Source organism: Terriglobus aquaticus, from assembly GCF_025685415.1.
In the GTDB taxonomy this organism is placed as follows: domain Bacteria; phylum Acidobacteriota; class Terriglobia; order Terriglobales; family Acidobacteriaceae; genus Terriglobus; species Terriglobus aquaticus.
The window spans coordinates 3,624,892-3,651,171 of sequence record NZ_JAGSYB010000001.1 but is presented as its reverse complement, the minus strand read 5'-3'; the positions used below and the strand labels follow the sequence as shown (position 1 = coordinate 3,651,171).

Annotated in this window: 17 protein-coding genes and 1 pseudogene; 14 read left to right on the top strand and 4 right to left on the bottom strand. The window is 64.2% G+C overall.

Going from position 1 to position 26,280, the window contains the following annotated elements; all coding sequences use genetic code 11:
* Positions 1-46 precede the first annotated feature (46 nt).
* Complete coding sequence (locus tag OHL12_RS15020) at positions 47-2,422, top strand: carbohydrate binding family 9 domain-containing protein (protein WP_263414630.1); 2,376 nt, start codon at positions 47-49, stop codon at positions 2,420-2,422.
* Between the two features lie 45 nt (positions 2,423-2,467).
* On the opposite strand, the gene OHL12_RS15015 is transcribed toward OHL12_RS15020, so the two are convergent.
* On the bottom strand, positions 2,468-3,751 hold the full coding sequence (locus tag OHL12_RS15015; protein ID WP_263414629.1) for a glycoside hydrolase family 28 protein: 1,284 nt from the start codon (positions 3,749-3,751) through the stop codon (positions 2,468-2,470).
* A gap of 117 nt (positions 3,752-3,868) precedes the next feature.
* Between OHL12_RS15015 and OHL12_RS15010 the strand changes: the two genes are divergently transcribed.
* Positions 3,869-4,486 carry a PEP-CTERM sorting domain-containing protein gene (locus OHL12_RS15010; RefSeq protein ID WP_263414628.1) on the top strand — a complete coding sequence of 206 codons (618 nt, stop codon included), beginning with the start codon at positions 3,869-3,871 and terminating at the stop codon, positions 4,484-4,486.
* A 131-nt stretch (positions 4,487-4,617) separates the two neighbouring features.
* On the top strand, positions 4,618-6,396 hold the full coding sequence (gene ggt / locus OHL12_RS15005; RefSeq protein WP_317889827.1) for a gamma-glutamyltransferase: 1,779 nt from the start codon (positions 4,618-4,620) through the stop codon (positions 6,394-6,396).
* 11 nt (positions 6,397-6,407) lie between these two features.
* On the opposite strand, the gene OHL12_RS15000 is transcribed toward ggt, so the two are convergent.
* Positions 6,408-8,288 carry an APC family permease gene (locus tag OHL12_RS15000; protein WP_263414627.1) on the bottom strand — a complete coding sequence of 627 codons (1,881 nt, stop codon included), beginning with the start codon at positions 8,286-8,288 and terminating at the stop codon, positions 6,408-6,410.
* Positions 8,289-8,579: 291 nt separating this feature from the next.
* Between OHL12_RS15000 and OHL12_RS14995 the strand changes: the two genes are divergently transcribed.
* The 5 genes from OHL12_RS14995 (at position 8,580) to OHL12_RS14975 (ending at position 14,936) form a co-directional block, all read left to right on the top strand.
* Positions 8,580-9,977: a DUF3863 domain-containing protein gene (locus OHL12_RS14995; RefSeq protein WP_263414626.1), complete on the top strand. Its 1,398-nt coding sequence runs from the start codon at positions 8,580-8,582 to the stop codon at positions 9,975-9,977.
* Between the two features lie 109 nt (positions 9,978-10,086).
* A complete protein-coding gene (locus tag OHL12_RS14990) occupies positions 10,087-11,415 on the top strand; it encodes a sugar porter family MFS transporter (protein WP_263414625.1) in 1,329 nt (442 codons plus the stop codon).
* A gap of 106 nt (positions 11,416-11,521) precedes the next feature.
* Positions 11,522-12,886, top strand: a complete 1,365-nt coding sequence (gene asnS, locus OHL12_RS14985) for an asparagine--tRNA ligase (protein WP_263414624.1) — start codon at positions 11,522-11,524, stop codon at positions 12,884-12,886.
* Positions 12,887-12,889: 3 nt separating this feature from the next.
* Entirely contained in the window at positions 12,890-13,864 is a 975-nt protein-coding gene (locus OHL12_RS14980) for an alpha/beta hydrolase (RefSeq protein WP_263414623.1), read from the top strand.
* A 139-nt stretch (positions 13,865-14,003) separates the two neighbouring features.
* The gene (locus OHL12_RS14975) at positions 14,004-14,936 is read left to right on the top strand and encodes a DUF1684 domain-containing protein (RefSeq protein WP_263414622.1); all 933 of its coding nucleotides are present in this window, start codon (positions 14,004-14,006) and stop codon (positions 14,934-14,936) included.
* Positions 14,937-15,025: 89 nt separating this feature from the next.
* On the opposite strand, the gene OHL12_RS14970 is transcribed toward OHL12_RS14975, so the two are convergent.
* The gene (locus tag OHL12_RS14970) at positions 15,026-15,901 is read right to left on the bottom strand and encodes a hypothetical protein (RefSeq protein WP_263414621.1); all 876 of its coding nucleotides are present in this window, start codon (positions 15,899-15,901) and stop codon (positions 15,026-15,028) included.
* Between the two features lie 342 nt (positions 15,902-16,243).
* Here OHL12_RS14970 and OHL12_RS14965 point away from each other — a divergent pair, with 342 nt between their 5' ends.
* Entirely contained in the window at positions 16,244-17,332 is a 1,089-nt protein-coding gene (locus tag OHL12_RS14965) for a CPBP family intramembrane glutamic endopeptidase (RefSeq protein WP_263414620.1), read from the top strand.
* Positions 17,333-17,368: 36 nt separating this feature from the next.
* A complete protein-coding gene (gene ppc, locus OHL12_RS14960; protein ID WP_263414619.1) occupies positions 17,369-20,230 on the top strand; it encodes a phosphoenolpyruvate carboxylase in 2,862 nt (953 codons plus the stop codon).
* Between the two features lie 49 nt (positions 20,231-20,279).
* Here the strand turns inward: ppc and OHL12_RS14955 are convergent, their stop codons facing one another.
* A complete protein-coding gene (locus tag OHL12_RS14955) occupies positions 20,280-21,074 on the bottom strand; it encodes an SDR family oxidoreductase (protein WP_263414618.1) in 795 nt (264 codons plus the stop codon).
* Positions 21,075-21,308: 234 nt separating this feature from the next.
* Here OHL12_RS14955 and OHL12_RS14950 point away from each other — a divergent pair, with 234 nt between their 5' ends.
* The 4 genes and pseudogenes from OHL12_RS14950 (at position 21,309) to OHL12_RS14935 (ending at position 26,279) form a co-directional block, all read left to right on the top strand.
* Entirely contained in the window at positions 21,309-21,830 is a 522-nt protein-coding gene (locus OHL12_RS14950; protein WP_263414617.1) for a hypothetical protein, read from the top strand.
* Between the two features lie 12 nt (positions 21,831-21,842).
* Positions 21,843-22,295: pseudogene (locus OHL12_RS14945) on the top strand (amidohydrolase family protein); the annotation flags it as partial.
* 104 nt (positions 22,296-22,399) lie between these two features.
* Positions 22,400-23,359: a hypothetical protein gene (locus tag OHL12_RS14940; protein ID WP_263414616.1), complete on the top strand. Its 960-nt coding sequence runs from the start codon at positions 22,400-22,402 to the stop codon at positions 23,357-23,359.
* A gap of 70 nt (positions 23,360-23,429) precedes the next feature.
* Positions 23,430-26,279 (top strand): RelA/SpoT family protein, encoded by a 2,850-nt coding sequence (locus OHL12_RS14935; RefSeq protein ID WP_263414615.1) that lies wholly within the window; start codon positions 23,430-23,432, stop codon positions 26,277-26,279.
* Position 26,280 lies beyond the last annotated feature (1 nt).

Sequence of the window (26,280 nt, the reverse complement as noted above, 5' to 3'; positions counted from 1 at the left end):
TCTGGCTCCCCGTTTGCTTTCGCGTGCTTTAACCCGTCTTGCTCCCGTGTGCCTTCTGCTGGCGTGCTCCGCGACCCTCTATGGTGGGCAGCAAAACCAAGCCAGCCCCGGGAACTCGCAACTTGGTCCCAACGCGCCCACCCACCTGACGCCCGCGCAAACGCTGCAGATCCCGCTGCTGGAACACGACCTGTCGCTGGCCGACTTTCAGGACATGCAGCCCTCGCCGGCCCTGCGCGACAAGCTGGCGCACATCGCGGAGCTTTCGCAAAACCAACCTTTCGACACCAAGCCCGCCAGCGAGAAAACCGAGGTGTGGCTGGGCCGCACGCATACGACGCTGTTTGCCGTCTTCGTCTGCTACGACTCGCGGCCCAATCTGATGCGGGCGCACCTGGCCCGCCGCGAGAACATCGACCAGGACGACTACGTCTCGCTGCTAGTCGACCCGTTTCAGGACCGGCGGCGCGGCATCCTCTTTGAAGTCAATCCGCTGGGCGTGCAGGCGGACGCGAACTGGACCGAGAACAACGATCCTGACTTCAGCTACGACCAGATCTGGGACTCGAGCGCGCGCCGCACACCGAAGGGATGGATTGCGGTGATGGCGATTCCGTTCCGCAGCATCCGCTCGCGGGCCACGGCACCCGATTGGGGCATCATCGTGGGCCGCAACATGCCCCGGCTGAGCGAGCAGGATTACTGGCCGCACATCTCGCAGCAGGTCAGTGGCACGCTGAGCCAGGAGGGCACGGCGCACGGGCTGGAAGGCGCCACGTCGCACAACATCCAGATCAATCCGTACGCGCTGGCGCATCGCATCCGCGAACTGAACGACGACGATCCGCTGAAGCCCTACTTCAGCAATCGCAACTTCGCCGGAACCGCGGGTGGCGACATCAAGGCGATCGTGAAGGATTCCATCGTGCTGGACGGCACGATCAATCCCGACTTCAGCCAGGTGGAATCCGACCAGCCGCAGTTCCGTGTCAATCAACGCTTCGCCGTCTACTATCCGGAGCTGCGCCCGTTCTTCCTGGAAAACAGCAGCTTCTTCGACGCGCCGATTACGTTGCTCTACACGCGCACCATCATCCACCCCGAGTTCGGCGCACGTGCGACCGGGAAGATCGGCCGCACCAACATCGGCTTTCTTACGATTGACGACCGCGCGCCGGGTGAGTTCGTGGCGCAGGACGACCCGCTGCACGGCAAACGATCGCTGACCACCATGCTTCGCGTCTCGCAGGACATCGGCAAGCAGTCCAGCATCGGTGTGAGCTATGCGCAGCGTGTGCTCAACGGCAAGGCCAATCGCGTGGGCGGCATCGACTTCAACGCCTACCTGAACAAGCACTGGACGCTAAACGGCATGTGGGTCGAGTCCAGCACACAGCAGCAGGACGGAACCTACTCCGCCGGTCCAGCGAACCGCCTGGGCTTGTATCGCAGCGGCCGCAGCTTCAATCTCAACATCCGCTACCGCGACTTCAGCCAGGGCTATGAAGCCGACGCAGGCTTCACCACGATTCCGCAGGTGCGCCAGGTGAATAGCAATGCCAGCTATTCGTGGTACCCGAACCGGCACGGCATTCAGAGCGTGCAGATCCAGCCGCAGTTCAATACTGCCTTCGACCGCGCGGGCAATCGCGTCTTCCACTACAACGAGAACGACCTGATCCTGACGTTGCCACGCAACGGCCTGGTTGTGCCGTTTGTCGGTAATAACTCCGACACGTTGTCGCCGGCCAGTTATCCTGCGCTGCAGCACTACACGAACTTTACGGAGAACTACACCGGCGCCCTGGTGCGCCTGGCGCCGATTCCGCAGTTCAACACGCGCCTCACGTATGTGCACGGCGCCACGGTGAACTACAACCCTGCCGGCGCGGGCATCCCGGAGCTGCTGCATGAGGATCAGCTTCGCGGCTACCTGACGCTGCAGCCCGTGGGTCCGCTCACCATCGACAACACGTACCTGCTGGACCGCACCACCGCGGCGCACAACGATCCGCAGTTGCAGAACACTCCCACGCCCGCACCCGGCAGCAGCATGTTCCGTGCGGGCAATCTGGCCTACGAGTCGCAAACGCTGCGCACCAAGGTGAACTACCAGTTCACACGATCGTTCAGCCTGCGCGCCATCGTGGAGTACGACTCGGTTCTGGCGAATCCGCTGGTCACCACGCTTGCGCGCACCAAGCAGGTCAGTTCACAGGTGCTCTTCACCTGGCTGCCACACCCCGGCACCGCGGTGTATGTGGGCTATAACAACGCCCTGGAAAATCTGGACCGCTCGCTTTGCTACCGCAACCTGAGCGGCGCATGCGACCCGAACAACACGGACGTTCCGTACTCGCCGCAATACCTCGCGACAGGCCGTGAGCTGTTCGTGAAAGCCAGCTACCTGCTGCGCTTCTGAGGGCTCTGGCTGGTGTCTTCGACCTGGCAGCAACAAACGCGCACGCTACTTCTGCGTGATCTTCGCGCCGGTCTCTTCGACGATTCCTGGCCCGTCTGTGGCGTTCACGACCACGTTGTGCATCGTCACGTCAGCGTTGCGGATGCGCAGGCCCTTGGCCGCGTTGATCGACACGTCGGTCAGGGTCAGCCTCTCGATCGGTGACTCGGGCAGGCCGACGATTACCGCGTCTTTCGCGCCGGTCGCATGAATGTTGTCGAGCGAGATGTCGTGGAAGCGCGGCGTGTGCGCGTCCATCTTCTGCGGTGTGTCGGTCTCCGGGATGCGCGGGTAGTACTCCGTGATCTGCACCGGCTGGCCCACGTTCGTCATGGTGATGTTGCGGTAGTGCAGGTCATGAATGTCGTTGCCGCGGGTGCGATTGCTCTTGATGCGCACGCCTGCGTCGGTGCCGACCATCTCCACGTTCTCCACGCGAACGTCGTTGATGCCACCCGCCAGTTCGCTGCCTACGCTTAGCCCGTGACCCGCGCGGAAGATGCTGTCGTGAATCCAGACGTGTTCGACCGGCGCAATCTTCGCGTCGCGCTCAACCAGGCCGCTCTTCAGCGCAATGTCGTCGTCGCCGGTCGAGATGTCGACGCCGCTGATCTCGATGTTGCGCGAGGAGAACGGGTCGATGCCGTCGGTGTTGGGCGCGTCGCGCTGCGGGTTGCGGATCACGACATTGCGGATCTGAATGCCGTCGCAGAAGAAGAAGGTGAAGTTGTACATGGGCGAGTTCTGCACGCGCAGGTTGCGGAACGTGAGGTGCTGTGACTCCGTGATGTCGATCAGCATGGGCCGCGCGAAGCCGGCGGAGCCCAGCGTGTCGCCCGCCACCTTGTGCTCGTGGGCAAGCTTCCAGAACACCTCGCCCGAGCCGTCGATGACGGCCGGACCGGAGCCGTGGTTGCGATCTTCCGGCCCTTCGATCGTCACGTTCTGCAGGTGATCGCCGTGCAGCAGCGCCACGCGGCGCCACTTCGCATCGTCGCGGATCGGGTAGTCGTTCACGTCGCGCGAACCCAGCAGCGTGGAGCCGGACGCGATGCGCAGGGTGAGCCCGCTGCGCAACTGGAGCGGAGCGGTCAGGAACGTGCCGCCCTCCAGCAGCACCACGCCATGGCTTGGCGCGCACTGGTCGATGGCCTTCTGGATTGCGGCCGTATCCTTCGTGACGCCGTCGCCCTTCGCCCCCAGGCTGCGCACGTTGCAAACCGTTTGCGCCAGCAATCCCGGCGCCGCCGCAACACAACCGCCCCAAAGACAAGCCTTCAACATAGCCATCCGCATGCTGAGGAGCATGACGCATTGCACGAGCCTTCGTCTATCGGGGCCGATGAAGGAGTTTCTCCCCGGTTGTCGCTTACCTAGTTAAGCCAATATCCCCCGGAGGTTCTCCCAGTGCGTCGCCTCGTCTTGATCTCTGTCCTTGCCCTCTCTCCTGCAACCGTCCTCCACGCTGAAACCATCACGAACTTCTCCATGCAATACACAGTCCCGACACCCTACTCCGGGGAGGTCTCGACCACCCTCGACTTCAGCATCGACAGCCTCCAGCCACTTTCGCCCAAAAGCCACTTGAGTCCCTACGGCGTGATGTACTCCACCATTGTCTACGACGGCCTTGTGATTAACGACGATCCGGCAACCCTCTATTCCTTCTCGTATGGGGAGACGGACGGAGAGTTTGGTTTGCGCAGTGCAGACGGGGCCGTTCTGGTAGGCTGCGCGGCTGGCGGCTGGATAACCCAAGGTTTGGTTCTAAGCGACGCTGCGCCTTACTTCAGCCCCGGGGTAATTACAGGCTTTAACAAAAACTGCTATGTGGAAGCTTTCGGCACAAGAGAATTCACCGACACCTTTAAGATCGTCGTCACTCAATCACAGGTGACCGATCCGACCCTACCTGTCACTCCTACGCTCCCTGTCGCAGTCACACCAGAACCCGCATCCTTCGGCCTGCTCAGCACCGGTGTGATTGGAGTCGGTTCTGTTTTGCGTCGACGCAGGCGGCTTTGATGAATACCCGCCAACCTGGCTCTTCTCTCTAACGTCGAGCCAGGCGGGGCCGCTATGAACGAGCCAACGCCCTGGTCTACGGACCTCTGCGGTATGCTGCGGTAACTCCACCTGCATCCGTGAGGTCCCGCTTGGCCCTGCCCCGCCGCTTCGCCGCACTCGCCACCGCCCTCACCGTTGCAGGCACGACGCTCGCACAGCAAATGCCTACACCTGCACCCGTTCGCGCAAAGCACGCCATGGTCGTTACCATCCAGCACAACGCAACGGATGCGGGCGTCGAGATCCTGCAGAAGGGCGGCAACGCCGTGGATGCCGCTGTTGCCGTGGGCTTCGCGCTGGCGGTGGTCTTTCCGCAGGCGGGCAACATTGCGGGTGGTGGCTTCATGCTGATCCGCCCGGCGCACAGCTCCGGCCCGCACAAACTGGGCGACGGCAAGCCGCACTTTCTGGACTACCGAGAGAAGGCTCCCGCAGCCGCCAGCGCGACCATGTACCAGGACAAGGACGGCAACGTGATCAAGGGCATGAGCATGGTGGGCTACAAGGCCTCCGGCGTGCCCGGCACGGTGGCAGGACTGGTCTACGCAGAGCAGCACTTCGGCCGCCTGGGTCTGCGCGCAGTCATGCAGCCGGCCATCCGACTGGCACGCGACGGCTTCCAGTTGACGGACGAAGAGGTGCGCACGTGGCAGTCCAAGACGCTGGCGCAGTTCCCCGAATCGCGCCGCCTGTTCCAGCGCGACGGCAACTTCTACCGCGGCGGGGAGACGTTCAAGAACCCTGAGCTGGCGGCCACGCTCGAGCGCATCGCCGCCGACCCTGCGGACTTTTACCACGGCAAGCTGGCGAAACAAATCGCCGATGCCATGCAGGCCGGCGGCGGTCTGATCACGGCGGACGACATGGCGCACTACGAAGTGAAAGAGCGCACTCCGCTGACCACCACCTATCACGGGTACGACATCATCACCGCGCCGCCGCCGTCTTCGGGCGGCATTGTTCTGATTGAGGCGCTCAACATCCTCGACGGCTACGATCTGCCGAAGCTCGGTGCCGACCGCTCGCCTGCGCAGGTCCATCTGATCACCGAGGCGTTCCGCCGTGCGTTCATGGATCGCGGCGACTACCTGGGCGATCCCGATTTCATGCACATGCCACTGGCGGAGATGGCGAATCCAAAATACGCCGCGGCCTGGCGCAAGACGATCGATCCGACGAACGCGACGCCGAGCAAAGACCTGGTGCGTCCCGCCGGTTTCATGCCTCCACCACCTCAACTGCCCGGGCCCGTGCACGAGTCACCGCAGACCACGCACTTCAGCATCGTGGATGCAGATGGCAACGCCGTCAGCAATACCTACACGCTCAACTTCCTATTTGGCAGCGGCGTGACCATCCCGGGCACCGGCATTGTGATGAACGACGAGATGGACGACTTCGCGAGCAAGATGGGCGTGCCGAACGGCTTCGGTCTGATCCAGGGGCCGGCCAATGCGATTGCGCCCAACAAGCGCCCGCTGAGCGCGATGACGCCCACCATCGTTACCAAGGACGGCAGGCTGCGCTACGTTCTGGGCTCGCCCGGCGGTCCCACCATCATCACCACTGTGGTCAACGACCTGGTCTCGCTGATCGACAACGGCCTGAACATTCAGCAGGCCGCGGATGCGCCGCGCTTTCACCACCAGTACCTGCCCGACCAGCTTGAGGTGGAAAAGCGCTTCCCGGTCGACGTGGCCGACGTTCTGAAGCAGCGCGGCTATACGATCAAGCGCTCCGGCGAGTTCGACGAGCATAATCCCGGCGTGTGGGGCGACAACGAACTCATCGCCGTCGACCCAGCGACGGGCGACCTCTTGGGCGGTCACGACACACGCCGCAGCTTCGGCAAGGCTGCGGGCTACTAAAGCGGCAGACGTTAGCTGACGTGCACAATCGGGCGGCGCTTCGGATCCGGAATGGCACGCCGCAGCACCTCTTGCGTCAACGGAGCCGTGTCCCCCTCGCCCAGGAACAAGAAGCGGAACAGATTCTTCATCGGGCTTGCCTCCGTCCAGCGGAAGTACACGTGAGGCGTGCGGCCGGTACGCCGCTCCAGGTACACCAGTAGGCCTGCAATCGAGTTCGCAACCACAGGGCTCGTTGCGGAGAGGATAGAGTGGCGGCCGACTCGGCGGCCCTTGACGCACAGCGTCTCAGAGAAGTCGGACGCGTCGCCGCGCACGACTTCGAAGAAGATCAGGCATTCGTCGGCACTCAGGTTGTGGAACCGTCGCGTTTGCGCATCGGCCTTGTCCAGCAACTCGACGGCATCGCCTTTCTCAGGACCGCGCGCAATCAGCCGGATGACCTGGTCACTGTCCTCCGCGAGAATGCCTTCCGATTCTTCGTCCAGGCTGATTTCCGTGATCCGCAATTCGACGGAACGCAAGGCGCGCGAAAGGAGCGACACTGCCAGGATGCCGCCAATGAACATGGACGAGATCTTCAAGCCCTCAGGCCGCTCCACCATGTTGACCGCGGTGGTGTACACGAAGATCGCGGTGGTCAGCAGGAAGATCACACGCAGCGCGGGCTTTCTCCACACACTCAGCAGCACCGCGACCGACGCCGACGTGATCAGCACCAGCACGCCGGTTGCGTAGGCTCCACCCTGGGCGTCGACATCCGCTTTGAACGCGACCGTCACCAACGTTGCAATGCCCATGAAGACAAGCACCAGCGGCCGCGACGCCCGCGCCCACTCCGGCGCCATGCCGAATCTTGGCAGGTAGCGCGGGATCAGATTCAGCAGCCCCGCCATTGCGGACGCACCCGCGAAGCCGAGGATCAGAATGGTGCTGATGTCGTATGCCGTTCCGAGTGCATTGCCGAGATAGTGATGCGCCAGGTAGGCCATGGCGCGGCCGTTGGCCTCGCCGCCAGGGCCAAACTGCTTCGCCGGGATCAGCACCGTGCTAGCGATGCTGGTCGCCATCAGGAACACGCTCATGATCAGAGCCGCTGTCAGCAGCAGATAGCGAGCATTGCGGATGCGCTTCTCCGTGGAATCAGCGCGGATCAGCGGCATCACGGCGACGCCCGTCTCAAACCCAGACAAGCCGAGCGCCAGCCGCGGAAACAACAGCACGGAGACTGCGAGCATCTTCCACGGGCTCTCGTGCAGGTTGACCAGGCCTTCTTTCCAGTGGGTCATCATGGCCGGGTGCAGCGCGATCTCTCGAAAGCACACGACCACCACCACCGCATTCAGCAGGAGGTACGACACGACCAGCACGGTCGCAATGCCGATTGCCTCCTTGAAGCCCTTCAGGAAGATCGCACTCAGCGTTGCCAGGATGAGCAGAGTGACGAGGATCTGGTGGTCCACCCAGTGCGGCATGATCGGGTTGCCGATCAGGTGAGCCGCGCCGTCCGCCGCGGACAGCGTCATCGTGATCACGAAATCGGTCGTGGCAAAGCCCAGAAGCATCAGCACGAAAAGCTTGCCGCCCCATTCGGGAAAGATCTTCTGCAGCATGGCGATGGAGCCCTGTCCATACGGGCTCTGCTGGCAGACACGCCGATACACCGGCAGCGCCGCAAACAGCGTGACCAGCACCAGGATCAACGTAGCCAGCGGAGACAGCAGGCCGGCCGCCAGGAACGCGATGCCGGGCTGGTAGCCGAGCGTCGAAAAGTAATCGACGCCCGTCAGGCACATCACCTGCCACCACGGGCTTTGCGCCTCAGGCTGCTCTTCCGCATCCCTCGCGCTGGGCACATCCAGATCTGCAAGCAACCACGACTTGAAACGCATATGTGGACCAAGCTTACAGACACCCCGCCGCTGCGTATCGATGTCCGCCCCAAGCCGACGTGTTTCGGAAGCCGTTGGCAGTCCGAAGCTGATCTCTAGCCGCCGAATGCCCTCGACAGCCTCGTAGCCAAATCAGGCGCATCGTCTCTACACTTGCTTCGGGTTTGCCTATGAATGACGGAGGCGCTTGGATGAAGGCAGGCAAACGGCTCTCTTTGCCCTGCAGCTTTTGCATGCACATTGAGATCGCCCTCTCCGAGGGCGCCCGCATCGTCGCGGGTGGCCGTTAGCATGCCGCTCAACCGTCGCGAACTTCTCAAGGCATCCCTGCTGACCGCCGCCGCGGGCAGGGTCGGCCTCGCCGCATCACCCTCGCCCCAGGGCGTGCGGGGCGGACGCTTTGTCACGCTCTGCATCATGATTCGCACCACGCCGTGGGAGGTGTCGCGCGACGTGAAGCTGCACCCGCGCGACGAGTCCACCTGGCACACGCTCGCCGGCGTGCGCGCTCTGCGCGAAGCCTTCGCCACTGGCAACCCACATGGACGCCTGACGTGGGGCTTTACGCTGAATGCGCTGGAAGACAAGCGGAAGAATTACGAGGAGATTCGCGCCTACGCAGTCGAGTGCCACCAGCGCTACGGCGATGAGATCTCGTACTTCCCCGGCTACTTTCCGGCCATGTACCTGCCGCGCGAACGCATCAACCGCGAGATGACCGAGGCGATCCAGATCATCACCTCGTTCGCCGGCAATGGCTACCGGCCCGAGTGCATCATGGGCGGCTTTCTTTCGGCGAACAACCTGCAGTACCTTGCCGAACACGAACACATCCACGCCGCGCACGCGGTCATCTGGAGCCAGCACGCCATTGACGGCGGTGGTGCCGACGGCTCACCGTCGTACCCGTTCTTCCCTTCCACGGAGCACTTCTGCAAGCCCGCGCAGGACACGCGCGACTTCATCGACTGCACCAACCTGGACGGCTGGACGATGGACTTCATCTGCACCCGCCGCAGCGGACAAACCGATCACGCCATCACCGGCTACAACAGCCGACGCGGCGTCGGCCCCATTGAGACGTACCTGGGCTGGGGCCTGGACCTGGGCCAGCGCGAAGTGCTCCATACCGAAAGCATCCACTTCGACGAGGGCTTTCGGCGCAACGGCTTCGGCTGGGTCACCAACATTTGGGAGGCTCAGCTCACGCACGAGTTCGGCCAGGACCTCATCTGCTCCGCCATGCGCCTATGGGTCACCGGCACGCTCGAGCGCTGGCCTGACGTGCACTTCATCACCTTTGGCGAGTACGGCACACGCTGGCGCAACGAGCACCGCACCAACAGCACCATGGCGGTCAGCTTTCTCGAGCGCGGCTCCGGCCTGGGCGACAGTTACAACAACATCGAGCTGGAGTGGTTTATGAACCAGCACTTCCGGCTGGCGCTGCAGCGCGACTGGCACTTTGAGACGCCGTGGCAGGTGATCGACCTGACCCGCTACGACCTGCCCGCGCAAGAGCCTGCCGATCCCAGCCCCGCGCACCCTGCGAAGAACTGGAGCCTGATGAACCGCATCAACCAGAAAGGCCTGCGGCCGCAGGACAAGCCGCGCCGTCTGCGCGACCTGAACGCGGATGACCTGCAGTTCGTTCTCAACACCTTGCCCCAACTGCAATCGCGCGTCTAGCAAGAGGCGAAGGCGGGACTGCTTCCACGTGAAACATTCGCCAGTTGTGAGTTCAACCCTCTACACTGCTGCGGCAGCACCACTTGCATTTCTGCCTTTCTGGAGACCCATGACGATCACCGGTAAACTCTTGCTTTCCACCGCTGTAGGCGCACTCGGCGGCATGCTTTTTGGCTTTGACACGGTCGTCATCAGCGGCACGCAAGAGCAGCTCATGCACATCTTCCACCTGTCGCCCGCGGCCTGGGGGCAGACGGTATCGATCGCCCTGTGGGGCACGGTGGCCGGAGCGTTGGGTGCCGGTTCGCTGGGCGCAAGAATGGGCGGGCGCAACGCTCTGCGCGTGATGGCCGCGCTGTACGTGGTCAGCGCCCTGGGCTGCGCGCTGGCGCTGAACTGGCCCATGCTCATGATCTTCCGCTTCATCGGCGGTCTGGGCATCGGCGGCTCAAGCGTTCTGGGCCCGGTCTACATCTCGGAGCTTGCACCGGCGGCGTGGCGAGGCCGCCTGGTCGCCACGTTCCAGATGATGGTCGTCATCGGCATCCTCATCGCCTACGTCAGCAACTGGTACATCGACCGGCTCGGCCTGGGCGCGCGCGAATGGCAGTGGCAACTTGGCGTTGCGGTGCTGCCCGCCATCGCGTTCCTGGTGCTGCTATACACCGTGCCGCAGAGCTCGCGCTTCCTCATCACACAAAACAGCCTTGGCGACGCGCTGACCGTGCTGCGCCAGATGGGCGCGCTGAACCCCGAGGGCGAACTGGAAGACATTCGCCGCTCCATTCACGCCGAGTCGCTGGAAAAGAGCGAACCGCTCTTTCAATCCAAGTACCGCATCCCGATCTTCCTCGCGATTTCAATCGGCATGTTCAACCAGCTCAGCGGTATCAACGCGATCCTGTACTACACGAATTCCATCTTTACCTCGGCCGGCCTGGACCGCCTGAGCGGCTTTTCGCAGTCCATCTACATCGGCCTGGCCAACCTGGTCGGCACGGTGCTTGGCATGCTGCTGATCGACAAGCTGGGCCGCAAGACGCTGCTGCTGCTGGGCGCGGTCGGCACGTGCATTTCGCTCGCGTGCGTTGGCCTCATCTACTCCACGCATTCGCACACGGACCTGCTGGTGTGGTGCCTCGTGGGCTTTATCGGCTTCTTCGCCGTCTCGCAGGGAGCGGTCATCTGGGTCTACCTGGCCGAGGTCTTCCCCACCCGCGTCCGCAACAAGGGGCAGGGCCTGGGCGCCACGACGCACTGGGTGATGAACGCGATCATCGCGGCGCTCTTCCCCATCGCCGCCGTCAAACTCTCGCGCGCGGTGCCGTTCTACTTCTTCGCCGCCATGATGGTCGTGCAGTTCGTCGTCGTGCTCGCCATGTACCCGGAGACGAAAGGCAAGACGCTCGAACAGCTTCAAGCCCAGTTGGAGCGCTAACGCTCAGCAACACATCTCCGTGCCCCATCCTTCGTGCGCTGTGTGCGCGAAGGGTGGGGTTTCGCATTGCGCGTTGCGGTGCAGCATCGGCATACACTTGAAACGTATGTCCACCACCGCGCCGAACCCTGAATCCGCCGCCCCGCTCACCACCATCCGCGACATCGGCCAGCACGAGGGCGAGTCCGTCCAGCTCCGCGGCTGGCTGTACAATCTGCGCGAGTCCGGCAAGCTGCTGTTCCCCATCTTTCGCGACGGCAGCGGCACTATTCAGGGCATCGTTCCCAAGGCGGCGGTACCGCCTGAGGTCTTCGAGACGATCAAAAATCTCACGCTCGAGTCCAGCGTAACCGTCACGGGCAAGGTCCGCGCGGACAAGCGCGCGCCCAGCGGCTACGAGCTCGACGTCGAAAACATCGACGTCACCCAGCGCGTCCCCGACGACCAGCCCTTCCCCATCACGCTCAAGGAACACGGCCCCGACTTCCTCATGGAGCGCCGCCATCTGTGGATGCGCACGCCGCGCCAGTCCGCGATCCTCCGCATCCGCGCCACCATCATGCGCGCCGCGCAGGAGTTCTTCGACACCCAGGACTTCGTTCGCACCGACCCGCCTATCCTCACGCCTGCCGCCTGCGAGGGCACCAGCGAGCTCTTCGAGATGAAGTACTTCGACGAGGGCAACGCCTACCTCACGCAGTCGGGCCAGCTCTACATCGAAGCGACCGCGCTCGCGCTGGGTAAGGTCTACAGCTTCGGCCCCACCTTCCGCGCCGAGAAGTCCAAGACGCGCCGCCACCTGACCGAGTTCTGGATGATCGAGCCCGAGGTCGCCTACGCCGGTCTGGACGACCTGATGCAGCTGGCTGAGAACTTCCTGGCGCACATCGTCACGCGCGTTCTGGAAACGCACCGCGGCGACCTGAAGACCATCACCGGGAGCGACGACAAGGCCGCGCGCCTCGAAAAAATCCAGGCACCGTTCCCGCGCCTCAGCTACGACGACGCGCACAAGATGCTTGAAGAGGCGCACGCGAAGGGCCTCATCGAAAACCCGCACACCTACGGCGACGACTTCGGCGCGCCCGACGAGACCTACATCTCCAACCAGTTCGACCGCCCGGTCATGGTCCACCGCTACCCGGCCGAGGTGAAAGCCTTCTACATGCAGCCCGATCCGCAGGACCCGACCAAGGCCCTCTGCGTCGACGTGCTCGCGCCCGAAGGCTACGGCGAGATCATCGGCGGATCGCAGCGCATCGATTCGTACGACTTGCTCAAGCAGCGCATCCTCGACCACAACCTGCCGCTCGAATCGTTCGAGTGGTACCTGGACCTGCGCAAGTACGGCTCGGTCCCGCACTCGGGATTCGGCATGGGCATCGAGCGCTGCGTGGCCTGGGTCTGCGGCCTGGAACACGTCCGCGAAACCATCCCCTTCGCCCGCACCCTGAACCGCATCTACCCGTAGCCCATGCAGCGAAACCGCACGGCAAGTCTCCTCTTCCGCAGCGGCGCGATACGCGCCGCGGTGTGCGGCCTCGCGTTGCTCTTGGGTGGCCGGCAGACGTTCGCGCAAACGCCGGCAGCGCCCGCCAAGCCCAACCCGCGCGACGCCCGCATCACGGCAACGGTGCGCTACGGCGGCACCGACGCGCATCCGCTCACGCTCGACTTCTACCAGCCAAACGGCCCCGGCCCGCACCCCGCCGTCATCATCCTGCATGGTGGTGGCTGGGTTGGCGGCACCAGCCGCAACGGCTCAGAGGCCTACGCCGCCGACTTCCTCGCGCCCGCCGGGTACGCCGTCTTCTCCATCAATTACCGCCTCGCGCCCAGCACCTTTGCCGACATGATCGCGGACGTCGAGCGCTCCATCCGCTTCGTGCGCCACAACGCCGCCGCCTACGCGGTCGATCCCCAAAAGATCGTCCTGCTTGGCGGCTCGGCCGGTGGGTACCTGAGCAACATGGTCGGCCTGTTGCCACCCACAGCTCTCTCCACCGGAGACGCGGTCGACCGCGAATCGGACAACATCGCCGCGGTGGTCACGCTATACGGCCATTGCTGCCTGAATGAGATCCCGGTTCCCGACGCACCTTCGCCCGGAGCACCCAGGCTCTTCGACCAGTTGCTCGGCGCACCCGCAACACCCGCCGCACTCCTCGCCGCTTCCCCCATCGCGCACATACGGCGCGACGCTCCGCCCTTCCTCCTCATCCACGGCGAGCAGGACGAGGCGGTGCCGTTTGTGCAATCGCTCGAACTCGCAAACGCCCTTGCCTCGGCCGGCGTCCGCGTCGAGCTCATCCCCATCCCCAACGGCCGCCACGGAACGTACCAATGGACCATGCCGAACATCCCGCACTGGGAGCGCGAGCTGACCGAGTGGCTCAACGACACGTTGCAGCACAGCGGGCCCGTTGGAGACGGCATCGTTCGCAGGTAAAGAACCAGCCAGCTATTCCATCCAGCCTTCGCATCGCCTGAACAACTCACCCAAAACCCTCGTCGATCTGCCAACTCTTTCACCCGCACGCTGAACTCGAGCCACGTCTCCTGTCGGCAGTGCAGAAGGACCGAACCAAATGCATCGCACCCGCGCCGCGGCCAGCCTCGTCGTACTCGCCGCCTCCGCCGCGCTCCCCGCGCAGGCACCGCTCCGAAGCAAACCAGCGCCGCTCACTCCTCAACAACTCCAATCCATCCAGGCCTTCCGCGATCATCAGACCGCCATCCTGCGCAGCCCCATGAGCGCGCTTGGCATGGTCGCGCTCGACCGCATTCCCGAAGGCGACATGACGATCGGCTCGGCTCCGTCGAGCAAAATCCGCCTGGACCACGCCAGCGCTCTGCTCGGCACCGTTCACCGGAGCGGCGACACCCTCACCTTCACGCCCGGCCCTGCAAGCCAGCCCGCGCTCACCATCAACGGCAAACCCGCGACGGCGCAGCCCGTCAGCTTCGACGCCGATGGCACGTCGCAGAAATTCGTGCAGGGCAGCGTCAACTTCGTCCTGCGCCACAAGGACGGCTACTTCATCGTCGCGCGCGACACACAGGCGCCGGAACTGCTCGCCTTTCACGGCCTGCGCTGGTACGCGCCGGACGCCCGCTACCGAGTCACCGCGCAATGGCAGCCCTACCCCGCGCCTCGCACGGTGCGCATCGTCAACCGCATCGGCCAGGTCTCGAACGATCCCTCTTACGGCGTCGCGCAGTTCACGCTCAACGGCCACAGCTACCAACTCGAACCCACCATCGAGCAAGGCGCAAACGAACCGCTCTTCTTCGTCTTCCGCGACCTGACTAGCCGTACCGACACCTACCAGGGCGGTCGCTTCCTCAACGCGTCCATGCCCGACCACGGCCTTTCCGCGCCCGGCACCGTCGTGCTCGACTTCAATCTCGCGCGCAACCCGCTCTGTGCCTTTTCCGAGCACACTTCCTGTCCGCTGCCACCGAAACAGAACCAACTCAACGTGACCATTCCTGCAGGCGAAAAGCGCTACCACGACTAGCCGCAGCCAATGCCGGCGCAAGCAGAAACGGGATCGTGCACGAAGCACGATCCCGTCTCTCAACCCGAAAGAGAACCAGAGGTGGGGCGTTAGTAGCCGTAGTATCCCGGTGGCGGAGGCGGCGGTCCCACCGCAACCACCGGCGGATACACCGGGTACGGCACACGCACCGGGTACGGCTGCGGCACACGCACCACCTGCGGCCGCGGCTGCTGATAGTAGGGCTGCTGTTGCGAGCCGTACACGTTGTTGTAGATCACCGTGGTCGGCGCGGTCTGCTGCGGTTGCTGGTAGACCGGCGGGGCGTAGGTCTGCGCAGACGGCGCATAGTACGCCGGCTGCCGCTCGATCGGCGCGGCATAGTCCGCACGCGGGATCAGCGCCGGCCCGTTCGGGTGCAGCTCCTGCTGGATCTCGTCCTTGGTCGGAATGCCGAAGTCATCCATCACCTTCAGCGTCAGGCGCTGCTCCGCCTTCAGCGTGGGCGTGGGTCCGCGCCGCGGCAGGTTGATCAGGTCGATCGGCCACAGCACCGGAATCATCCACTCCACCGTGTCCTTTACCGGGTGGCCCGTGCCGTGGATCTTGCCTTCCTTGTCCACCGGCATCTTGGAGTTCGGCAGTGCAACGACCTTGGCGCTGATCGGGATCACGTCGTCGGTCTGGTTGATGACGAGCTTGTCGAAGTCCAGCTCCATCCAGCCCTTGCCCACCAGGTGGCCCGGGTCCTTGTAGTCGACGAAACGTCCTTCAAGGTACGCACCATACGGGAACACGGAGCGGCCGTAATACTCCATGTGGCTCAGCCGGCACAGCACCGGGTCGCCACGGTCCAGCGTCTTTGAGGAGACCTTGGGTTCTGAGATGGTGCATTGAATGATCGATCCCGCGGGGATCAGCTTTTCCGCCAACGCGGGCGCTGTGGCGGCGACAGCCACCAGCAGAGCGGCAAGGGTGCGCTTCATGGGTAAACCTCCAAAAGTCGCCGCCGCGTCCAGGCATGGGTAGAAGCGCGCTGCGAAACAAATCTTTTTCCGATCCGTCTCACCGATGAGAGCGGCTCGAAAGGGTCGTGCGGGACGTACAGGCAGGTGTGCTTGCGTCGAACTATAAGCTAGCGGTCCCGAGCTTTTCTCCCCGTCAGCACTGTGGAAAACGAAATATTTTCCGGCAACACGGGAGCCTTTCAGAAGTTGCGGAGCGCGTCTGCATCTTTTCGCGCCAGCACACCACTTCCGCAGACCAGTTGCATGGCATCGCCACAGCCTCAGCAACACCGGCCGAAGCTCTAGCGTAAGGTTGCAAGCATGCCCGAGCCGATCGAACCGCACGCCGATCCTATCCCGCAGAGTGGCGCCCCCGAGTGGGCGCCCAGCGCCGCAGACGACAGCAATGCCGCGACCGACCCGCCTCGCCAGCAAAATGTCCGCGCCATCTTCTTTGGTGAAGACGGCCTGCGCGCCGGCTGGTCCCTGCTGCTGTTCGTTGCGATCACCGCTGCACTTGCCTTTGCAGCAAACCGGATCGTGCACGCGCTGCACCCTGGCGCGCCCCACCAGGCTCACCCGAAGCTCACCACGGTCAGCAGCGTTCTGGCCGGCGACTACGGCGGCTTCGCCTTGGCCGCTCTGGCCGCCTTTATCGTCTCGCGCGTGGAGCGCCGCCGCTTCGGTCGCTACGGCATCGGTCTTCCCACGGCTCACCGCATAAAGCAGTTTCTGCTCGGCAGCGCTCTCGGCCTCGGCGCTCTCTCGCTGCTCGTCCTCGTTCTATGGAAGACCGGTCACCTCGCGTTTGACGGCGTGCAGATGCACGGCCCGGCGGTGCTACAGTACGGCCTGCTGTGGTTCGTGGCGTTCGTCGGCGTCGGCCTGATGGAGGAGTTCCTCACCCGCGGCTTCGTCCAGTTCACCGTGACGCGCGGCCTGGCGGGGCTGGCGCGCTCCGCCGGCCTGCCGTACCGCCGCAGTGTTGCGGTCGGCTTCTGGGTCGCTGCCGCCATCTTCGCCGCAGTCTTCGGCCTGGGGCACACCAGCAACTCCGGCGAGTCACCGTTCGGCATCGCGTCCACTGTGATCATCGCGTTCGTCTTTGTCTACTCGCTGTGGCGCACCGGCTCGCTCTGGTGGGCGATCGGATACCACGCCGCGTGGGATTGGGCGCAATCGTTTCTCTTCGGCACGCCCGACAGCGGCCTGATGATGCAGAACCACTTCCTCAGCTGCCACTCCATCGGCACCGTGTTGCTGAGCGGCGGCCTCACCGGCCCCGAAGGCAGCATCTTCGACCTCGGCGAGATCGTTCTCACCGTGCTCGTGATCTACTTCGCGCTGCCGGCCGAGCCCGGCTCTTACGCTGATCCCAACTGGACGCCGAACGACACAGTCGCACGCTGATGCAACACCTGCGCTCACTCGTGCCACACTAGACCCATGCCGTCGCTCTGGCAGCCCTCTGACTGGTCCAGCCGCCTCGCCGAACTGCGCGCGACCGACACCCACACCAAGGAAGCGCCACTGCGCCGTGACGTCCGCTCGCTCGGCGCGCTTCTTGGTGAAGTTCTGCGCGAGCAATCGGGCGACCGGCTCTTCGACCTGGTCGAGCAGCTTCGCCGTCTCGCGACCGAACGCCGCGAAGCCGAGTTCAACCACCAGCACGAAGCCGCACAGGCCAAGCTGGACGAAGCTCTCGCGCTTGTCCGTGACCTGGACACCGCAACGGCCTACCAGCTCGCGCGCGCCTTCGGCTTTTACTTCGAACTGATCAACCTAGCCGAGACCAATCACCGCAAGCGCCGCCGCCTCGCCGGCCTTCTCGACACCGCGCGCCCACCGCAGCGCGGATCGCTGCAGGGCACGCTGCGCCGCATGCGCGAAGCCGGCTACACCGCCGACGAAGCACTCACCTTGCTTCGCGACATCTGCATCACGCCCGTCTTCACCGCGCACCCAACGGAGGTCGCGCGCCGCTCCGTCATGTTCAAGCGGCATCGCATCGCAGAGCTGCTCGAGCAGCTCGACCGCGTACCGAACACCGAAGACGCGCTGAACCGTTTGCAGTCCGACGTGCTCACCGAGATCACGGCGCTCTGGCAGACCGACGACGTGCGCAACGAGCGCCCCGAAGTGCGCGACGAAATCCGCATGGCGCTCGACTTCTACGACGCCAGCATCTTCGACACCATCCCCACGCTCTACACCGAAGTACAGAACGCTCTGCGCAAGGAGTACGGCCGCGACCTGTCGCTGCTCGATCTGCCGACACTCGTCCGCTTCGGCTCCTGGATCGGCGGCGACCGAGACGGCAATCCCTTCGTCACGCCCGAGGTGACGCGCGAGTCGCTCGAGATGTCGCGCTCGCTGCTCGAGAAGCACTACCGCCAGCGCCTCTCCGAAGCGCTGCAGCAGATCGCAGCCAGCACGCAACAGGTCGGCAGTTCGCCGGAGCTGCAGGCCGCCATCGAGCGCTACCTGCGCATGCTGCCCAGCGAGGCAAAGAACCTCATCGCGCGCTTCCGCTTTGAGCAGGTGCGCCTCATGCTCGCCTGCATCCTGCTTCGCCTCGGCGGCACACCGCAGATCAGCTACGCCTCCAAGCACTCCGAACGCCTGCCGCAGTACGATTGCGCAGACGATCTGGAGCGCGACCTCCAACTCGTGCGCAATGCGCTCATCACGCATCACGGCATCCGCCTTGCGGAGATGTGGATCGACCCGCTCATCATCGAGGTCCGCACCTACGGCCTGCACCTGCAAACGCTCGATATCCGCCAGCACGCCAAGCTCCACCTGCAGGCCGTTGAAGAGATCACGCAAGCCATCCCCGGCACTGCGCCCGATTCGCCGCTCATTGAAGAGAAGCCGCTCACGCCGCAGACGACCGACGTGGTCGATACGTTCCGCGCCATCGCCGACCTGAAACTGCACGGTGACCCCACCACGATCCAGCAGTACATCATCTCCGGCGCCACCTCTGCCGAAGACGTCTTCCGCGTCCTGTGGCTCGCCCGCCTCGGTGGCGTTCCCGTTGCCGGCAATCCGAAGCGCAAAGACCCAGGCATGCTCATCGCGCCGCTCTTCGAGTCCATCGAAGACCTGCAGAACGCACCCGTCATCTGCCGCGCGCTGTGGACCAGCCCCGCCTACGCTCCGCTGCTGGACGCTGCGGGCCGCCGCCAGGAAGTCATGCTCGGCTACTCCGACTCCAACAAGGACGGCGGCATGATCGCCTCCACCTGGGAGATTTACAAGGCACACCGCGCCCTGCACGATGTGGCGCGCGAGTGCAATGTGAAGCTGCGCCTCTTCCATGGTCGCGGCGGCACCGTGGGCCGTGGCGGCGGGCCCACGCATCGCGCCATCTACGCGCAGCCGCTGAACAGCTTCAACGGCCAGTACCGCATCACTGAGCAGGGCGAAGTCCTGAACTGGAAGTACTCGGACGTCGTGCTCGCCGAGCGCTCGCTCGAACTCATGATCGCGGCCTCGCTTGACGCCGTGGCGCGCCCCGATCTGCGCGCACATCAGTCCTGCGGCGACTGCACCGGCCACCTGACCGGCGAGATGCTGCCCGAGTGGGAGCAGACACTCGACCACCTGGCCGTGGTCAGCTTCCACCGCTACCGCGAAGACATCCTCGACAATCCCGACACCTTCGATTATTTCCAGCAGGGCACGCCCGTTGCCGAACTTGAGCACGCCAAGATCGGCTCACGCCCCGCCAAGCGCAGCGGCAAGCGCTCGCTCGCCGACCTGCGCGCGATCCCGTGGGTCTTCGGATGGATGCAATCGCGCCACCTCGTCCCCGCCTGGTACGGCGTGGGCACCGCGCTGGAAGGTTTCGCGCGCGACAACACCGGCGGCCTCGACCAGCTCCGCACCATGCTGCGCGACTTCCCGCTGTTCATTGACATGCTGCGCAACGTCGAGATGGCGCTCGCCAAGTCCGACTTCGGCATCGCCCGCCTCTATGCCTCGCTGGTGCCTGACCGCGCGCTGGCCGACCGCGTCTTCACCATGCTGCAGGCCGAGTTCGAACGCGCCCGCTCCATGGTCCTGCTCATCACCGGTCAAAGCGAGTTGATGGAGCAGAATCAGGTCCTCGCTCGTTCCATCCGGCTGCGCAATCCCTATGTCGACCCTATGAGCTGGATCCAAGTGGAACTGCTGCGCCGCAAACACGAAGCAGCCGCGGGCAAGCCCGGCAGCATCAACGGAGAAGACGAGGCCGCCCTGAACCGCGCCATCACCGCGACGATCAACGGCATCTCCGCCGGCCTGCGCAACACCGGCTGAGTCAACGAAAAGAGGCGGAGCTCCGTACCGATAGACTCCGCCCCCTCGCTTACTCCTGCCCGGCCTTCGCCCGCTCAATCAGCCGCTTCGCCGCATAGTCGTTCCACTCGGCAAACAACTGATCGTACGTTCCACTTTGCTCCGCAAAGCGACGGCCACGCACCCGCTCCACGAGGATCTCTCCACTCGCCGGCGGGTTCTTCAGCAGCTCCATCGTCTCGCTGATGTACTCCGCCAGCGGCATCGCATTCGGGTCCGCAGCCTGGAACGGTCCGGTCAGCTCCGTCTGCACATACGGCGGCACAATCTCCAGCACCTCGACACCTTTGTCGCGCAACTGGTAGCGCAGCGACTGCGACCACGAGTGGATCGCCGCCTTGGTCGCGCAATACGACGGGTTGGGATGGATCGGCATAAACGCCAGGCCCGACGTGACCGTCATGATGGTCGCCTGGCCCTGTTGCAGCAGTAAGGGCATGAGCGCCGCCGTCACACGAAACGTTCCCAGCAGGTTGATCGCAACCGTCTGCTCCGCCGTAGCCAGATCTTTTTCGCCCGCCGTCAAGTCTTCGGTCTTCATAATGCCGGCGTTGTTGATCAACACGTTCAGCCTGGGAAAGCGCTCCTTCACCTCGGCGGCAAAGCGCTGCACGTCAGCGGCGTCCTCTACGTCCAGCGTGACAAAGTGCATGCCAGGGTTCGCTTTCACCGTGTCTTCCAGCACCGACTGGCGGCGTCCCGCGATGATGACCTCGTTGCCATCCTTCTGAAATGCTTCCGCCAGCCCACGGCCAATGCCGGTACCACCGCCCGTGATCAAGATGACGTTGCCCGATGCGTTCATACGTAGTCCCTTCAACAGATGTTGTTGCCATACGCGGCACACGTTTGGATGCTTGCGTCTACGTGCCGATGCTCACTCCGTCGCTGCTTCCCGCGCGGCATTCGGCGCCCATGCCTCACAACCGTTGCGCTTCGCAGACACCACTCCAAACAAAGTGCTACTTCTTCCCACCCGCAGCATGTACGCTGACTGCATCACCGGCATTCTCATTTTCTAAACACTTCAGGAGCACGCATGTCCTGGAAACACCAGCGTTTCGCCAGCCTGGCCCTTCTTGTTTGCGCCACAGTCTTCGCGCAGCAGCCAGCGCCCATCATCGACGTCCACGTGCACGCCAACCCCGTCGACTCTGCGGGCCCGCCACCCTCCGCCATCTGCGCTCCGTACGACCGCTGGCCCGCGTGGGACCCCAAAGACGGCATGCAGAACTACGCAGGCGTCGTGGCTGTGCACCCGCCCTGCGCCAAGCCGCTGCTCTCGCCCAGGACTGACGCCGAACTCATGCAGCAGACGCTACAAATCCTGAAAGCGCGCAACATCACCGCACTCGTCAGCGGTCCACGCGCCGACGTCGCTCGCTGGAATCAGGCCGACCCGCAGCGCGCCCTGCCCACGCTCTATTTCAATGTCAAGACCGGCAAGCCTACCGTCGAGCAGCTTCGCGAACTCGTCAAGCAAACGCACCAGGTCGCCTTTGCCGAGATCGACAACCAGTACCTCGGCATCGGCGCGGACGATCCGCGCATGGAGCCGTAATACGCCCTCACCGAAGAACTCGACATCCCCATCGGCATGCATGTGGGACCCGGGCCGCCGGGCACACCCTACTTCTACGAGCCGGGCTACCGCATGCGCTTCAGCAGCATGCTGTTGCTGGAAGACGTTCTGGTGCGGCATCCCAAGCTGCGCATCTGGGCCATGCACGCCGGCTACCCGCTCGGCGACGACGCCATCGCCGCCATGTACGCGCACCCGCAGCTCTACGTCGATACCGGCATCATCGACTACGCCTTTCCGCGCGCCGCCTTCTATGCCTATCTCAAGAAGCTGATCGATGCCGGCTTCGGCGACCGCATCATGTTCGGGTCTGACCAGATGGTTTGGCCTGAAGCCATCAACGCGGCCATCGACACCATTCAGAACGCACCGGGGCTCACCGAGCAACAGAAGCGCGACATCTTCTACAACAACGCCGCGCGCTTTCTGCGAGTAAACAGATAGGTTCACCGCATCTCTGTCAGGCTGCAACCTTCTGGTGATGTTCGCACTGTGGGCTACCAACTACCATCAAACACGTAAGTCCCCTGATCCACTGGAGTCAAAACGTGCGCTCACTCCCCCTGTGCCTCGTCACGGCTGTTGCAGTTGCTCTGCCTTCGTTCGCTCTTGCTCAATCCGATGCGCAGCCCGCGCAAGCCTCGTCCTCGCAACAGCAGACCGCTCCTGCCGTTGACCCCAACACGGCCAAGCCCATCACCGACACGCTCATCTACACCATCGATCCGGCTACGGGTAAGCGCATCCCCGTGTACCTGACCACCACGCCGCCGACCACGCAGCCCGACCCGCCGCCCACCAAGGCCGAGCGCAAGGCAGCTCTCGCCGCGCGTCACTCCATGTTCGACGACCGCTACCACTTCGGCGTGCTTGCGACCATCGGCACCGGTGGTGGTGGCATCCAGTTCGGCATCCCGCTCGTCCCTCACGTCGCGCTGCGCGTGGGCGGAGACTACATCCGCTACACCGGCTCCTACCAGTACGAGGCTGCCAACATCGCGGCCAACATGACGCTCGGGGATGCGCGCGCCACGCTCGACTTCTTCCCCGCGCGTCATCGCCGCTTCCACATCAGCCCAACGGTGATCGTCGCCAACCAGACTCACGTCCAGGCCAATGTGACCGTAGCGCCCAACACCAACTTCGACCTGGGCGGCAACACCTTCTACGGCTCGGCCTCTGACCCGCTGCACGGCACAGGCCGCATCGACCTGCGCAAAGTCTCGCCCGGTCTCACCATCGGCTGGGGCAACATCACGCACGGCCGCGGACACTGGACCTTTCCGGTCGAAATGGGCGCGTACTACAACGACGTTCCAAAGCTGCAGATCGACTTCACCGGCACTGCCTGCGTCGCCAACGAGCCGCCACAGTTCGCCTGCCAAAAAGTCCAGGACAATGCCGACTTCCAGACCAGCCTGAACGCCTTCCGCGCCCGCCAGGAGCACAACCTCACCTACGCCAAATTCATCCCGATCTTCAACTTCGGCGTAGGCTACCGCTTCTAATCGCGCCGACCTCTTCCCTCGGGTAGAACCGCTCTCACCGAAACCTTGCATTCACACGCTAAAATGGCCTATGGGCGTTCCCCGGACGGCCATTCCGTCCGCTAATCAGGTCATCGGCGCCATTCCCACCTCCGATTCCGGCAGGAATCTGGAGGCGGCTCTGCCTGCGCCCGCACCCATGCAGCCGGCCAACTCCGTGCGCCGGCCCGGTGTGCTCGCCGCCCCGCTGGCACCTGCGCTGGAAGACCTGACCACGGCTGCATCCACTCTGCCCGCCGAACCAGCCGATTCGCTGGCGGAACCCAGCGGCCTGCTCGACCCGTTGCCTCCCGGCTCTGAAGCAGCAGACCCGGAGCCCGAGCACGGTGCCACCTGCGCCGCTCAGAACCCTACCTCCGCCACCTACCTCGCCGGCTTTCCCGCCGAGCTCACCACGAAGATCGACACGGACTTCCAGCGCCTGCTCGACACCCTGCACGCGAACCGCCCCGGCGATGACCTCGGCGTTATCCGCGACGCCTGGCAGTTCTGCCTGCAGCAGCACACCGGTCAGAAGCGCGCCTCCGGCGAACCCTACGTCATCCATCCCCTCGAAGTCGGCCAGATCCTCGCCGAAATGAAGATGGACGCCACCGCCATTGCCGCCGGCCTCCTCCACGACGCCGTCGAAGACACGCCCGTCACCTCCGCCGAGATCGCCCGACGCTTCGGCCCCCAGGTCGCGCACATCGTCGAAGGCGTCACCAAGCTCGACCGCATCAAGTTCGCGAACAAGGAAGACCACCAGGCCGAGAACATCCGCAAGATGCTGCTCGCCATGGTCACCGACATCCGCGTCGTCATCATCAAGATGGCCGACCGCCTGCACAACATGCGCACCCTCGCGCACCTGCGGCCAGAAAAGCAGCAAAAGATCGCCCGCGAAACCCTCGACATCTTCGCCCCGCTCGCCCATCGCCTCGGCATGGGCAAACTGCGCGGCGAATTCGAAGACCTCGCGTTCCAGTACGTCGATCCCAACGCCTACCTGCGCCTCGCGCAGGAGGTCGAGCAGATCCGCAACCGTGGCGGCGAACAGCTTCTCGAAACCATCGCCGAGCAGATCACCGCGCAACTCCACCGCCACGGCCTGCCCGGCCGCGTGGAGTTCCGCATCAAGCGCCTCTACTCCATCCAGCAAAAAGTGCAGGCGCACATCACCCACGGCGGCTCGCCCGACATCGCGCAGGTCCACGACCTCTACGCCGTCCGCGTCATCACCAGCACCATGCAGGACTGCTACGCGATCCTCGGCCTGCTGCACTCGCTCTGGCGCCCCGTCCCCGGCCGCATCAAGGACTTCATCGCCATGCCGCGGCCCAACCTCTACCAGTCGCTGCACACCACCCTCGTCGCCGAGGGCGGCCACCAGTTCGAAGTCCAGATCCGCACCGAGGAGATGCACCGCATCGCCGAAGACGGCATCGCCGCCCACTGGAAGTACAAGGCCAACGAATCCGTCTCCGCGAAGGACGAGCAGCGCCTCGCCTGGGTCCGCCAGCTTATGGAGTGGCAGCGCGAGATGACCGACCCCAACGAGTTCATGTCGACCCTCAAAATCGACCTGTACCCCGAGGAGGTCTACACCTTCACCCCCAAAGGCAAAGTCATCGTCCTGCCCAAGGACGCCAGCCCCATCGACTTCGCCTACACCATCCACACCGAGGTCGGCCACTCCACCACCGGCGCCAAGGTCAACGGCCGCATCGTCCCGCTCCGCCACCGCCTGCGCAACGGCGACATCGTCGAGATCACCACCCAGGCCGGCCACACGCCCTCGCGCGACTGGCTCACCTTCACCAAGTCCAGCCGCGCCCGCAACAAGATCAAGCACTGGCTCAACGAGCACCAGCGCGAACGCGCCATCGAAATCGGCCGCAAACTGCTCGAGCGCGAAGCCCGCAAGTTCGGCGCATCGCTCAAGAAAGCCACCGAGGCCGACTACACCCGCGTCGCCACCGAGTACGGCCTGGGCGGCCCCAACGGCGTCGAAAACGACCTGCTCTCCGCCATCGGCTTCGGCAAGCTCTCCTCGCGCCAGATCCTCAACCGCCTCATCCCCGGCTCGACCACCCAGCCGGAGACCGCAACCGAGAGCTCACCTCTCACTCAAAGCTCTTCCACGTTGAACTCCGGCGCTGCCACGAACACCACCGGCCAGCCCACTAACTTCGACCCCGCCAAGGCCGGCCTGCCCGGCAACCAGATCGGCAAACTCACCGACGACGCCCGCCGTATCTACTTCTCCAAGGGCACCGAGTCGCTCCAGGTCGAGGGCCAGAACGACCTGCTCATCTACCGCGCACGCTGTTGTAACCCCATCCGTGGCGAAGAGATCATCGGCTACGTCACCCGCGGCAAAGGCGTCGCCGTCCACGCCCGCACCTGTAGCAACGTCCAGAACCTGCTCTACGAGTCGGACCGCCGCATCAACGTCGAATGGTCCCCCACCCCCGAAGACCTCGCCGCCCAGGCCGCCCGCGACGCGGAAAAGAACGGTACCCCTCTAAGCTCCACTGCGGGAACCGATCCCAACCCGGCCTCGGCCGCCTCTGGCAAACCCGGCAAGCAGGGAACCGGCAAGAACCCTGTTCCCTCTGCCCTGAGCCCTGCTCCCTCGGCGCAACGCGCCACCCGCTACCCCGTCCGTATCGTCGTCACCTGCGAAGACCGCTCCGGCATGCTCAAGGAGCTCACCGCCACCATCTCCGACGACGACACCAACATCCGCTCCGTGGACACCCAGCAAAACCCCGACGGCACCACAGCCAATGTAGAGTTCGTCGTAGAAACCCTCGACCTACGCCACCTCACCCGCCTAACAACAAACCTTCGCCAAGTCCCAGGCGTCCGAGAAGTCCACCGCGTCAGCAAGATTTAAA

What these genes read in the sequence shown, in the direction of transcription:
- OHL12_RS15015 (WP_263414629.1), bottom strand. Translation starts at nt 3,751, where the DNA reads ATGGCTATGTTGAAGGCTTGTCTTTGGGGCGGTTGTGTTGCGGCGGCG.
- OHL12_RS15000 (WP_263414627.1), bottom strand. Translation starts at nt 8,288, where the DNA reads ATGCGTTTCAAGTCGTGGTTGCTTGCAGATCTGGATGTGCCCAGCGCG.
- OHL12_RS14995 (WP_263414626.1), top strand. Translation starts at nt 8,580, where the DNA reads ATGCCGCTCAACCGTCGCGAACTTCTCAAGGCATCCCTGCTGACCGCC.
- OHL12_RS14990 (WP_263414625.1), top strand. Translation starts at nt 10,087, where the DNA reads ATGACGATCACCGGTAAACTCTTGCTTTCCACCGCTGTAGGCGCACTC.
- asnS (WP_263414624.1), top strand. Translation starts at nt 11,522, where the DNA reads ATGTCCACCACCGCGCCGAACCCTGAATCCGCCGCCCCGCTCACCACC.
- OHL12_RS14980 (WP_263414623.1), top strand. Translation starts at nt 12,890, where the DNA reads ATGCAGCGAAACCGCACGGCAAGTCTCCTCTTCCGCAGCGGCGCGATA.
- OHL12_RS14975 (WP_263414622.1), top strand. Translation starts at nt 14,004, where the DNA reads ATGCATCGCACCCGCGCCGCGGCCAGCCTCGTCGTACTCGCCGCCTCC.
- OHL12_RS14970 (WP_263414621.1), bottom strand. Translation starts at nt 15,901, where the DNA reads ATGAAGCGCACCCTTGCCGCTCTGCTGGTGGCTGTCGCCGCCACAGCG.
- OHL12_RS14965 (WP_263414620.1), top strand. Translation starts at nt 16,244, where the DNA reads ATGCCCGAGCCGATCGAACCGCACGCCGATCCTATCCCGCAGAGTGGC.
- ppc (WP_263414619.1), top strand. Translation starts at nt 17,369, where the DNA reads ATGCCGTCGCTCTGGCAGCCCTCTGACTGGTCCAGCCGCCTCGCCGAA.
- OHL12_RS14955 (WP_263414618.1), bottom strand. Translation starts at nt 21,074, where the DNA reads ATGAACGCATCGGGCAACGTCATCTTGATCACGGGCGGTGGTACCGGC.
- OHL12_RS14950 (WP_263414617.1), top strand. Translation starts at nt 21,309, where the DNA reads ATGTCCTGGAAACACCAGCGTTTCGCCAGCCTGGCCCTTCTTGTTTGC.
- OHL12_RS14935 (WP_263414615.1), top strand. Translation starts at nt 23,430, where the DNA reads ATGGGCGTTCCCCGGACGGCCATTCCGTCCGCTAATCAGGTCATCGGC.